Here is a 12,193-nt window from a genome sequence, read left to right on the forward strand (position 1 = left end):
CTCTGTTATACGTGGATTGGCTACCAACAGGCTAATGGTTTTGCCATGAGCTCTGCGATCTAAAAGCGTGGATTTCTGTTTCCAGTGCCAACATAGGATGGACGCGGATGGCTTAAACCTTACAGTGATCACAGCTCCCTCCAGATGCTGTCAGGTATTTACTTTGTCTATTACTGCATAAATCCGCAGATTCCTGTGGATTTATGCCTTGGCTGCCCATAGACATCATGGACAGATAGCTGTCACAGGACTTGCCGCGTAAGCGGTGCGTAGCACCCTTGACAGACAAATGGACCAGATGTTACTCATGCTGCCTTCTTTTAGGCTTCTCTGAAAGCGATAGTGCCTGTCATCATTCCCCATACAAAGCAGGCAAGTTCCCTGGCAACTGCAGCAACCGCTACATTTCTTTTTTTCCCATGGCGGATCATGCGGTAATACTTGCTTCGAAGTCTTGTGTTTGCTCTGTCAGCATATGCAATGACATCAGCTGTATTTCCGTCCTGCCTGCAGCGCAGTTCCTTGGATTTATGTCTGATCTGTCCCTTGCAGATTCCTTTTGCCCCTTCAATGAGAAGCGTACGAAGATGACTGTTGCCAGCTTTTGAAATTCCGCTACGTTGGATCTTTGTTCCACTGGAAGATTCTCCCGGCGCAAGCTCGAGGAATGCAGCATAGGTATTGCCTTTGGCAAAACGACTGAAATCGCCGGTTTCTACAATCAGTGAAGGTGCCGTATGAGTCTTTATACCGAGAAGACAGCCAAGCTTTTTGACACTTTCCTTGTAATCATCATCGCCAGCAAGTTCCTCGATCCGTTTGTCGAAGCGTTCGATCTTTGATGAGTGTTCCTTATAGGATGCCAGATACTCGTCGAGGGTCTCGCGCAGCAGATCATCCAGTTCCAAGTGTCTTCAGCTAGTTCCAGTGCTTGATTGTCCATTTGTTGCCATCATAGAAGAAGCCATGACGCAGGCAGAAAGCATTGATCTGCTGTTTGATCTTCTTGAGTGCCAGTTTGTGGTCATCCCTCATACGAAGATATTCTTTTACAGAGTCATCCTTATCGGTGGGAACATGAACCGCAAGATATCCGCCATAGCAAAGACACTGAGCGATCATGTTGGCATCACGTGCATCCGTCTTCACCCGCTTGCCCTGAGGGGCTAGCATTGTGCTCGGCGCAAGAATGACGCATTTTACACCGGCGTTCGTTAGCTGATGGTATAAGGAGTATCCAAGACATCCGGCTTCGTAGCCGCATTCAACAGAATAAGTATCGGTAAGGCCAAGTTTCTTTTTAAGGTTCTCAATAAATTGGAGAACGTTTTTATAATCAGGGGGTACCTGGATGTTGGCGAAGACCCTGTCCTCTGCCCCAACCACAGGCTCCATTGCACACAAAGTGTAATTCGAACTATGGACATCCATTGCGATTTTGAGTACTCTATTCATTAGTGATCTGCTTTTGTATGTGGTAAACCAGCTTACTTTATGTTAAACACCTATCGTATAGCGGCAAATCCACGTTGCTACTAATGTGAGGTCACTTCATATTATCTAAAGCTTTGTCTTTGCAGCGCGCACATGCCTGACAAGAGCCTGTCAGTGGTAGCTGGTATCTACCAGAACAATCCAGCTATCTCACACAACGATTGTATCCATCCGCTCCAGGGATGCCTCTCACCCAGTCTTTCTCCTTAGACCTTAGGATTTAAGGTCCTAAAAGCTCATCTATCTGTCCATATCTGTCTTTTTGGATATGCTGGAATGTGTGGATGTAGCTATACCATATCCAGAAGACAGATAGGCATCTATGTGAGTATGGGCACTGTGTGGTTCGAGACATTTTGAACCGATGTCATACAGCGTGCAGCCCCAGTGACCTCATCGAGGCGAATTAATCATCGTTTCCCTAGCGAGCCATTGGCTCATCTCTAATCCTTGGGCATTACTGCCTTCATACAAAGCGCCATCGAGATGGCACCCGCATCGGGTGTGCCAAAGCTACGTTCTGCAGCAGGCCGTGCTCGCCCAACCTTCGGAAGAAGATCCTTGGTCGCCTCTGCTGCCTTTTGCGCAACTGCCGACGCGGCACCCCAAGCATCCTTCAGAGAAGTTCCCTTCTCTGCCTGTCTATCAAGCTCTTCCACAAACGGAGCAAGCGCATCGAGCATGGTCTTGTCTCCCGGATGCGCGCCGCCTAGACTCTCCATCTTATCCAACGCGGCATGTGCTGCCTTAGCAGCATCTACCGTTCCATATGAATTAGCGTTGTCGCCAAGCGAGTCGCCCGCCGCCTCCAGAGCGGAGCCCCACAAGACTCCAGAAGTGCCCCCCGCCTTTGCCGCCCATGCATGGCCTGCTTCGCGAAGAGTTGATCCAAGAGCAGCTCCACGATCATGCGCTTTAGCCGCCGCCTCAGCCGCGAAAGTCGTTCCCTTCACCATTCCACGGCCGTGGTCACCGTCACCAGCAACACCATCAATTTTTGCCAAATCCTGTTCGGCGTCTACGATTGCAGTGCGCATACGATCAAGTGCGTCAATTACATAATCAGCAGCCTTCTCAGATGCCTCGGACCCCTTGCTGAACACCACTGTATCTTCTATTCCCGTGGTATATGTGACGCGCGTGCCAGATAACATCGTCCCCCCGCCAAGACGATACGACGGAGTGTCGCATGGTGCGAGCCACGCCTTCTCCAACTCATCGTCGAGATATTCCACTGCAAGCGCAATACCCTCCATATCGAGAGACGTGACGTACTCGCCGACAAGCGGGTGAACGAGCGTATAGCCTCTCCTCTCAAGTAGCTCTCTGACTGTTCCCCACACAATGAAAAGCTCTTCATACTTCGTTGAGCCAAGACCATCAAGAATGACTGCTATCCTCTTGTTGTTATTTATTGGTGCCTCAGCAAGAACGCGATCAACAAGTAGCTGCGCAACACCACCAGCACTCTCAAGATCCGCCTCACCAACACCAGGCTCTCCATGGATGCCTTGGCCAACTTCCATACGACCGTGTGGCACGTGAAACAGAGGTGCATCCTCTCCAGGAAGCGTGCAGCCACGGAAGCCTACTGACATAGTTCTCGTCCGGTCGTTGGCCTTCTTTGTAACTCTCTCTACCTCATCTAGTGATAGACCCGCCGCTGCAGCAGCACCTGCCGCCTTGAACACCATAAATGTACCTACGTTTCCACGCCTCTTCGAAGCTTCTTCTGGTGATGCGGAACTCACGTCATCAGTGATGTAGAAGGAGCGGCAGTTGACTCCTTGCTCTCTCAAGCGGTCTCGTGCCATGTTGAAATTCATCTTGTCGCCTGCATAGTTACCACCAATGATAAAGAGGCCGGTACCATGTTCAACAGCGTGCGCAACACCCAGGACATCTTCTGTAGATGGGGACGTAAAGACATTTCCAACCACGGTGCCATCCATAAAGCCATCGCCAACAATTCCGCAGAAGGCTGGGTAGTGACCTGATCCGCCCCCATTGATAATCGCAACCTTTTCAGTTGGTATCTTCGTAGCGCGAGCCACACCGCCAGGCACTTGAGTCACATATTCAGGATACGCAGCAACGTAACCCTTCAGCATGTCTTCCCTGAAACTCTTTGGGTCGTTATACAGCATGAAAACTACACGTCCTTTCTATGAGGTGCAGCGGAGAGAGCCTCTCCCCGCCGATTGGATCAAATAAAGCTCTTAGACACTCCTCTAGTTTCAATTACTGCTCTTCCACAAAATAGGTCTGCAGCCCCTGCAGCACACGTTGACCAGCAAGTGTCCCTTAGTCGGTACCTCCCTTGGCTTTCGCTACGTACACTGCCGCCTTCCAAAACTTCGGGAGCATCTCTTTCATAGCTTCATAGCCTTTTTGCTCCATCGACCGCAGTATCCATTACTTTAAGGAAGCTCGCATCAATCAGACTCCGTGCGCCCTCTGCTGCCACATCTACCGAATCGAGAATCGTTCTGTCCCCAAGCTCGCACTTGCCGCGCTTCTTGATACCCTCGGCAAACGCTTCCACGTACGTCACCATAACCGAAGGTGCAACCTCAGGTTTTCCCTTGAGAGCCTTGCCTGCCTGCATCACCCAGATGACACGAGGGTTTCCATCGTAGAGGGCACAGTATTCTGTATCTTCATAGCGCCCTTGAAGAGCATTTTTTTATGCTACCCTCTCCAACTAATTCGCGCAAGAAACCTGTTAAGGCACCATAGCCCTTGCTCCTGGTAAGACCGAGATCGCCTTCACCCATAACAGCGCCCATTTGGCAGAGCTCATCCTTCTTGTCAGCAAATAATTTGCCAACATAATCAAACATCTTGGGAACATCGTCAATTGTGAGTTTGTCCATTATCTACTGCCTCCTAACTCTGTAAAAAGCACTACTTCTGGCAGATAAACGGAGTGGCCATAGGGTGCTCGAGATAGCCCTTGAGCTCGTCATCGACCTTGTAGATGGAAATCGAAGCTCCACCCATCTCCATTGAGGCCGTATACTCACCCGTCCATGGACGCCAGACATTTATCCCCTTATCGTTAAGCTGCTTTCTCACGGAATTATTGAGGATATAGAGCTCCTCGACAGACGAGGCGCCAAAGCCGTTAATCAGAAAGGCTACCTCTTCACCTGAATTAACGGGTATATCCTCCAGAATTTCTCCAACAGACTCTTCCGCCAGTTCATCGGCAGTCTTAATCGGACCATTCTAAACACCAGGTTTGCCATGGATACCCATACTGAAGCCATCTCATCATCCTTGAGCCCGAAATTCGGATGACCTACTCCGGGGACTATGCACGGGGTAAGTGCAAGGCCGGCAGTTCAAACACTCTCTCCGGCTTTCTTCGTGGCCTCATATACCTCCTCCAGGATCCCACCTTCGTCAGTCTTCGCTCCGGCAGCCTTGTACATAAAGTAGATACCTGCAACTCTGAGACGCACCTCAGGATTCTTATTAGAGAGAACATCATCAGCACCCACAAGAGACTTGCACTCGATGTCATCCATCTCAAGCATCTCGGATACCATATCAAAGTTCATGATGTCGCTAGTATAATTTCCGTAAAGGTAGGGTATGACAGTTCCAAACTCGACCTCCTTTGTAATGTTGTATATCTGTTCTGCCAACGGTGACTGGAACACACCACCTATGCCGCAATCATCAATTAGCCCATCACCCACATATCCCAGGAAGAGGGACAGGTACCCAGTACCTCCACCAGTAATGATGGTTGCTTTTCCAGGCTTCTTATGTGCAGTGTAATAACAACGCAAATCATCTGCAGCGCATTTAACCTTGTCTGGGAGTGACGCATAAATGCCCTGAAGCATTTTATCTACATATTCTTCGGGCGTATTGATGATCTTCTTCATTGCCCGCCTCTATCTTCCAAAGAAATAGACGATGTAATTAGTGAACGTGGTAAGGATGAGAAACACTGTCTCCATATACTCGTATGGTAGTGGTTCCTCACCTTTATACTTGGCAGTCCAGATGTATCCCAGATAGAAGGATGTTGCGATATCAATGCCTACCATATTGAAGTTTGGAGATGGCACTATCCAGCGCAAAAAAATCGATGCCGCAAAGAACGAGAGGCTTATGTAGAGTGACCACTTTTGATCGCCCTTAACCATTTGGCTGTAATAGAAAATCCTTTTTCTGTCTCGCTTACCATACCTTCGTCTTGCCTCCAGTGCAGCTCGGACCACATACATGGAGAACACACCAATGAAATATACGATTCCGATTGCAAATGTCCCGACCATCTCTTTGATAGGGAAGAACCTGAAGGCAGCAATTAGCCAGATAACACAAACAACAGCAAGTTCTACGAAAGTAACGACCCGCTCTCCAACGGTAATTGGAGCAGGATTCCTAGTCTCGCTAACCTCCGGAAGGCTAAAGCCGTCCTTCTTCTGCGCCTTACCAGAACCGGAATGTTGAGAAGACGGAACGTTCTTCTTTCTCCTCTTCTTACTCACTCGTTAACTCCAAGTAGTACGGATACCGCGACTCCTCCTATATAACCGTCTCCCCCCCCGCACAAGGGACGTAGACGGACGGCTCATGAAGGGTAGGGACTTTACTTACGGTTGGGGAACTTAATCTCCTTTGGATACTCCCAGCTCTGGAGCTCCTCAGGCGGGAACGACTTAGGCTCCTTGCCACCATTGACCATCAGAGCATGGTAGTAAAGCTCGGCAAGCTCCTCGATATAACATACCTTGAGGTATGCCTCGTCGATATTGTCCTCGTCAACGGCAACCGACCCATGCCCCTGAAGCAGGAAGACATCCGCTTCCCTCACAGGCTCAACTACAGAGTTTGCAAGTGCGGGAGTGCCAGGGCGACCATATGGAGCGACAGGAATGCGTGCCTTAGAGCAATTGAGATTCACGAGCTCGTAGACGACAGCAGGAATGGACTTCTTGAGGATGGCAAACGTAGTTGCATATTGGGAATGAGTGTGCGCAATTGCCTTCACGTCAGGGCGCGTCTGATAAATCTTAAGATGCATCAGAGACTCAGAAGTCGGGCGAAGGCCAGTCTGATTTTCAACCACATTTGCGTCGAGATCCATGACGATCATATCGGGCACAACCAAGTCCTCGCGGTCCACACTCGTGGGAGTAATAACTACAAGGCCAGTCTCCTCATCACGAGCGGAAAAGTTACCAGACTTATGCTTACACATTCCTTCGCGCTGAGCCTGCTTTGCAACGTTCATGACTTTAAACTTGAGTTCTTCGAGCATAATGCTCTCCTTTTCTACGATTGCAGCCGGTGAACTTCATTTATGCCCACCGGCTGCTTCACAAACCTGCTTGAAAGTGCCGGTCTGATGCAATTCTCTTACTACTCTGCCGAGACCTCAGTTGACTCAGCTGTCTCGGTATCCTGCTCCTTTACCCCCATTGCAGCTTTTTTGATATCGTGATACATGAAGAAGTAACCAGCCAGCCAGACAATCAGCATTCCAAGCGGGAGGTAGTTACCATTCTTGAAGTCAAGGAACTGAGAGGATGCGTAAGTGAACCAAGGACCATCAATACTGGAGTTGGAGATAAGGCCAGAGGCACCCAGCGCACTCTTTGCCACGGCGCCAGTTGTGAGAGCAAGCTTGGAAACGAACGGGGCGAATGCAGTACCGACAAGCAGGAAGATAGGAATACCGATAGCGCTCAGAATAATCATACGAGGCAGGTTCCCCTTAGTAACAAGATAAGCAGGAACAACAAGTGCAATGTTGACGATACCTGCGAAAGGCAGAATCTTGTTATCAGGAAAGATGAACGCGAAGAGGACCGTAAGAGGGATGCTGATGATGATCGTAATCCAAATTTCGTTGGAACCACCGAGGAACGGCCAGTCAAGGCCAACAACAAGAGTACGTCCCTCGAACTTGCCATGCATATAGTCAGAGACTGCCTCAGAGATGGGCGATAGGGCTCCCATGAAGTACTTGGAAATCACCGGGAAAAGAGTCAGGCACATCGCACACTGGACTCCAAGCGTGAGCAACTTGCCGACATCATACCTGCCAAGAAAACCAAAGAGGCAGCCAAGGATGAATCCAAGTACGTGATTCTCTGCGAAGATGCCAATCTTGTCATGCAGTGCCTCGGCATCAGCCTTGCGATTAAGGATAGGAATTTTACGCAGAACCTTGTCAATCGGATAGAAGATTGCAGCAAGGAAAACCATCTTATGAGTGCAGGTAACACCAGGAATGTCAGTGAGCTCATTAATCTCGTCCTTGAAGAGGTCTGCAGTCTTAAGCTCAAACACAATCTGAATCGCCGCAATAACGAAGGCAAGGAGCACGTTTCCGGTAAGACCGACCACGCCAACCGCAGTGAAGATCTTGCCCCACACGTTCCAGAGATCGGCGTTGAAAGTATCCGTCTTATTAGCGATAAGCATAACGATGTTAATAAGAATCATCAGAGGGAACATAAGGATGGCGTAAGGCCATGACCAAGCAATGGCAGCCATGGTCGTCCAGCCTCCGTCAAGGATGGGAAGATTAATTCCTAAATGCTTAAGCATTGCCTCGCCCACGGGTTGGATGATACTGCTCATGTAGCTAATAAGCATAGACATTCCGGTAAATGCCACACCGAGGAGAATACCAGCAGAGATGGCATCCTTGGGTTTCATCCTAACGATAAGGCCCATAATGATCATGATTAATGGAACAAAAACAGCAGCTCCAACTGAGCTGAGGAAGCCGTTAATCCACGAGCTTGCGGCTGCAAGGTCCATACTTTCTCACCTCTCTAGTGTTATTAGCCCATTCCCTATCAGATCTCTTCATCCCTAGATGTAAGAAATCTCACGTGCTAACTAGCCCTTGTATTCTTTGATCGCCTTCAGAAGCTTCTCATATTGTTGCTTCTGTCCAACACCAGTCAGAAATGCAATTCCGTCGATAATAGGAAGGTCGTACTTCTTCTCATCACGAACGATTGTGATATACGCAGCTGCATCCTTGAGATAGCGGCCGACGCTCTTCAGGTCGACGGCCTCAACATGGGCATCAATCTTGTCCTTATCGAGCATACGATTGACCTTGGATGCCACAGTCTGCGACGTAGCAACACCACTACCACACGCAACGATAACTTTTACTGACATGACTTCCCCCTTGTCCTATGCAGTCAACTCTTGGCTGACCTCTCCGGCTCTCGCATGCACAACTCAGTCGTGCGTCCACTCCATCTTTATGAATGCGTTATAGAACTCGTCGACAGTCTTGGCCTCGAAGAGAGGATTCACCCACTCTGGCTTCTGGAAATTGTGCATAAGAATCTGGAGCAGCTCTATATGCTCACCAGGATCTTTAAAGCCCAACATGACAACAAGCTTCACATCAAACCTGTTCTCAGGATCGGACATATCTCCCCAGGGAACGGTGTGCAAAAGACGAACGGGAGCAATAAACGGCTTAATAATTGCCTTGGCCATGGTATGCGGAATGGCAATTGGATACGGGTCAACTGGAAGCGCGGTCGGATACTCCGCCTCGCGTTCCTTAATTGTGGGAAGGTATTTTTCATTCACATAGCCCCTCTCGAGGAACCTTGCTCCCATGATGTCGAAGACCTGCTCGTAGTTGTCAACATCGAGGTCGATTTCGGCAAGCTCTCGCATGATGATTTCTTTACCTAACATCTAACCTCCCCTCACATGAGAAACGCAGGTGCCTTTGCATCCAGCTCTTTCCTGTCAGTAAAGATTCTATGTGGCACAAATCACACACACTAGTGAAAAGTGCTTCACAATAAATTGCAGCGGAGTAGTCGGTAAACGATACTTCATTGACCGTAAAATGGATTAGTCTAAAGTGTTTGCGCAGTTAAAGGTATTTATGTAGACAATATAGGTCCACTTACCGTTTACCGAAATGTAGCATCCGCTGCAAGGCATCCAATGGGAGATGCCACGACAGCGGAAGGGGCTAATGTCCTATGGCCAAGCACAAGGCATTGATGCTAGCAGTGGCGAGAGGAGGGATGAGCCCGATGGAGTTCAGGCAGAGCCTCGGCCTTGCGCTGGGAGCTTAGGTTTGTAGGTGAAATGGTGCGGAAAACCGTTACCACCCTCAATCGGTAAGTCTGGGGTTGACTTTAACAACACCCTGCTCGATGCCAGGATGGTCAAGGCATGCAGGCGCTTCGGGCAGTGGGAGGCGGTCAACTGCAAGAAGAAGCGGCTCAAGCTCTTCTCGAAGATGAAGACGGGCCTGGAGGTCGTCCCCAGGCCCGAGCAGCATACCTAGCAATCCGGATTGTTGTGTCTAGCTAGAAAAATCAGTTGACAAAACTATCGGAACACCCCTATGACAGCTCTCCGATGTATCGGCGAAGGCATTGCCTATACAGAAACGTTCGTCAAGGAATAGATACTGCCGTCTTCGTGATGCTTAGGGTTCTCGTGCCGGCGCCACAAAAATGCCGGACGGAGAGAGCTACAGCTTCCGATGTGTACACGTCACTGCTATAGAAACACTGTAACCTCAAATTTTACGTAATAAGTCGACGCCGAGCTTATCCAGCACGCTCCCGGTCTTCTTCTGGATTGCGGATACCTTGAACCCCTGCTTGTTTCCGTTATCCACACGGTAAATGTTCTTTGTGAGTTTCAGGACATCTTCCGCAGAAAACTTATCCGTAAGCCCTGCGTTTCTGAGAGCGTTCAGCAGACCATAGTAGTACAGCAGGCTGATGTGGTTCAGGAATGCCCAGCCACGAAAGTAATCATCCGTGTGTGCATGGGAAGCACTTAAAATAGTGCTGTTCTTGAGATAGTCGAAGCACTGCTCGATGTCCCATCGCTTCTTGTAGTCGAGATAGATCTCCTTCGCTGGAAGATCAAGGTTGCTGCAGAACGAGAAATATCCCATCCGGGTCTGCCGGATGACATCTTTGGGTGTGTGCTTCTCTTCGCCATAGTCCTTCTCGACACGCTCGACACAGTGGCCTACAAGTGCTGCCTCATATATTCTTTCTGCCACTTCTCGCGCAGTGGCCGCGCTCTTTTCCTGTAGACGCGGATATGGGATAAAGGGTGTGCATGGGACGCAGGGCACTTGGCATGTTCTGCTGGAGTTTGGCTCTTGCAGACGGCTGGCGCCTTTGGCCCGCAGCTGGACGCGAATTAGGCAAGATGTCGTTAGGCGATGGATGTCCCCATGAGGTTGCGCCTGCAAAGACCAGAGGAAAACCTTAGCCCCTCAGTCAAGTAAGAGGTAGGAGGTAGCTGCATGGTATACATCGGCATAGACATCGCTAAGCGCTTCTATGTGCTGTCAGCCGTGGGTGAGGATGGAGGGACCCTCATCGAGTCACTCAGATTTGCCAACACCGCCGGCAGGCTTCAAAAAGCTGCTCGATCGGCTGAAGAAGGCCGGTATCGGTCCAGAGGGCAGCCTGGCTAGTATTGAGGCCACGGGGCACTACTGGGTTGCCCTGTTTAACTTCATGGCCGCTTATGGCTATGACGCTGCGCACGCTCAAGACCGATGCGATCGGTGCAGCCCATGATCGCAGACCTTATGCGCTACAATCGCTATGAGCCCTGCGCACTGAGCGACGAGGCGAGCGGGGAGCTGCTCGCGCTTGGCGCGCTACTACATGTCGCTTGCCGAAGAGCTCGACCATGCTCAAAAACCGCGCCACAGCCATCCTCGATGGCCTGTTCAGCGGCTCGTTTAGGCCCACCTAGCGGCTCGCTGCTCGAACATTGTGCCACGCCGCAGCAGACACACTTAAGCGACAGGTGCACGCTCGAGTGCACACTGAAGGAAGCTTTCTGCTCCAACTGCGGCCAAAAGAAGGCCGAGGAGCTGAAGGCCGCCACGAAAGCATCGGTTGCAGTCAGCTTCGGTTCAAAGACGCTCACCTTCGAGCTCAGACTCTTCCATGAGGAGCTTAAGCTCGTCTGCAGCCAGATCGACGAGGTGGAATTTGAACTTACCTGCTTGCTCGACAAGGCAAGCGGTAGGTGGCTGCTCAGCGTCCCTGGCATCTGAATCGCGCTGGCCTTGATTATCGCAGGCGAGATCGGCGCGCTGAGCGCTTCGATGGTGCCTACCGGCTCATGGCCTATGCCGGTATGGACCCTACCAAAAGTAAGTCCGGTAAGAGTGTGGCATCGGGTAAAAGCCATGTCCAAGCGCGCTGCGGCAGATCTCAGGTGGGCCCTCATGCAGGCTACAGACTGTGTGCGCAGATACGACCCATAACTTCGGCGACTACTACGCCAACAGGGAAGGCGAAGACAAAAAGCACCACTGCGTAGCCCTCTCGGGTGTTGCTCGCAAGCTCATGGGCGTGTGTCTAACCCTCATGAAGGAGCAACGCCCCTGGGAGCCCACGCCTTCTAGGCACCATCAACCCGAACATCTTCAGGAGGGCGGCAAGGTAGCCTTTTCTACATCTGAATCGCACTTGCACTCCCAGCGGGGCGCGCGTCAGCATGTCTACTCTTTATCCCATATTCACTTCTCAAGGTTCCTATCGAAAATCTTGGGTTTACCCCTTGACTTTAAATAGCAGGTCTTCCTTGGACTAGTGCGCCTTAAGGGTCGAGTGCGTGGTCCTTGTTCTTCGTGGAGCTTAAGACTTAGGTGAAAGTCACGTCCACAATGGAGCCACCCCGCGCCGTG

Annotated in this window: 15 protein-coding genes; 2 read left to right on the forward strand and 13 right to left on the reverse strand. The window is 50.4% G+C overall.

The window, feature by feature from the left end; translation table 11 throughout:
- Positions 1–320 precede the first annotated feature (320 nt).
- From J4859_RS15785 to J4859_RS15840, 12 genes are all read right to left on the reverse strand, one after another.
- Positions 321–908, reverse strand: a complete 588-nt coding sequence (locus J4859_RS15785; protein WP_212331462.1) for a transposase — start codon at positions 906–908, stop codon at positions 321–323.
- Between the two features lie 10 nt (positions 909–918).
- Positions 919–1,455, reverse strand: a complete 537-nt coding sequence (locus J4859_RS15790) for a transposase (protein WP_371812101.1) — start codon at positions 1,453–1,455, stop codon at positions 919–921.
- A gap of 482 nt (positions 1,456–1,937) precedes the next feature.
- Positions 1,938–3,641 (reverse strand): dihydroxyacetone kinase family protein, encoded by a 1,704-nt coding sequence (locus tag J4859_RS15795; protein ID WP_212331466.1) that lies wholly within the window; start codon positions 3,639–3,641, stop codon positions 1,938–1,940.
- A gap of 233 nt (positions 3,642–3,874) precedes the next feature.
- The gene (locus J4859_RS15800; RefSeq protein WP_212331470.1) at positions 3,875–4,102 is read right to left on the reverse strand and encodes a DAK2 domain-containing protein; all 228 of its coding nucleotides are present in this window, start codon (positions 4,100–4,102) and stop codon (positions 3,875–3,877) included.
- Positions 4,103–4,154: 52 nt separating this feature from the next.
- Complete coding sequence (locus tag J4859_RS15805) at positions 4,155–4,370, reverse strand: hypothetical protein (protein ID WP_212331473.1); 216 nt, start codon at positions 4,368–4,370, stop codon at positions 4,155–4,157.
- Between the two features lie 31 nt (positions 4,371–4,401).
- Entirely contained in the window at positions 4,402–4,716 is a 315-nt protein-coding gene (locus J4859_RS17265) for a dihydroxyacetone kinase subunit DhaK (protein WP_212335444.1), read from the reverse strand.
- A 125-nt stretch (positions 4,717–4,841) separates the two neighbouring features.
- Positions 4,842–5,393, reverse strand: coding sequence for a dihydroxyacetone kinase subunit DhaK (locus J4859_RS17270; RefSeq protein ID WP_212331475.1), 552 nt, complete (start codon positions 5,391–5,393; stop codon positions 4,842–4,844).
- 9 nt (positions 5,394–5,402) lie between these two features.
- Positions 5,403–6,005 (reverse strand): hypothetical protein, encoded by a 603-nt coding sequence (locus J4859_RS15820; RefSeq protein WP_212331477.1) that lies wholly within the window; start codon positions 6,003–6,005, stop codon positions 5,403–5,405.
- Between the two features lie 101 nt (positions 6,006–6,106).
- Positions 6,107–6,778 (reverse strand): class II aldolase/adducin family protein, encoded by a 672-nt coding sequence (locus J4859_RS15825; RefSeq protein WP_212331479.1) that lies wholly within the window; start codon positions 6,776–6,778, stop codon positions 6,107–6,109.
- Positions 6,779–6,879: 101 nt separating this feature from the next.
- Complete coding sequence (locus J4859_RS15830) at positions 6,880–8,289, reverse strand: PTS galactitol transporter subunit IIC (RefSeq protein ID WP_212331481.1); 1,410 nt, start codon at positions 8,287–8,289, stop codon at positions 6,880–6,882.
- A gap of 81 nt (positions 8,290–8,370) precedes the next feature.
- Positions 8,371–8,661 (reverse strand): PTS sugar transporter subunit IIB, encoded by a 291-nt coding sequence (locus tag J4859_RS15835; RefSeq protein ID WP_212331483.1) that lies wholly within the window; start codon positions 8,659–8,661, stop codon positions 8,371–8,373.
- Between the two features lie 63 nt (positions 8,662–8,724).
- The gene (locus J4859_RS15840) at positions 8,725–9,198 is read right to left on the reverse strand and encodes a PTS sugar transporter subunit IIA (RefSeq protein ID WP_212331485.1); all 474 of its coding nucleotides are present in this window, start codon (positions 9,196–9,198) and stop codon (positions 8,725–8,727) included.
- Positions 9,199–9,598: 400 nt separating this feature from the next.
- On the opposite strand from J4859_RS15840, the gene J4859_RS15845 reads away from it, so the two are divergent.
- A complete protein-coding gene (locus J4859_RS15845) occupies positions 9,599–9,805 on the forward strand; it encodes a hypothetical protein (protein WP_212331487.1) in 207 nt (68 codons plus the stop codon).
- Between the two features lie 237 nt (positions 9,806–10,042).
- Here J4859_RS15845 and J4859_RS15850 read toward each other — a convergent pair whose 3' ends face one another.
- A complete protein-coding gene (locus J4859_RS15850) occupies positions 10,043–10,540 on the reverse strand; it encodes a transposase (protein ID WP_212331490.1) in 498 nt (165 codons plus the stop codon).
- Between the two features lie 525 nt (positions 10,541–11,065).
- On the opposite strand from J4859_RS15850, the gene J4859_RS15855 reads away from it, so the two are divergent.
- Positions 11,066–11,557, forward strand: coding sequence for a hypothetical protein (locus tag J4859_RS15855; protein WP_212331493.1), 492 nt, complete (start codon positions 11,066–11,068; stop codon positions 11,555–11,557).
- The last annotated feature ends 636 nt before the right edge of the window (positions 11,558–12,193 follow it).

The sequence above is a fragment of the Atopobium sp. oral taxon 416 genome (assembly GCF_018128285.1).
Lineage (GTDB): Bacteria > Actinomycetota > Coriobacteriia > Coriobacteriales > Atopobiaceae > Olsenella_L.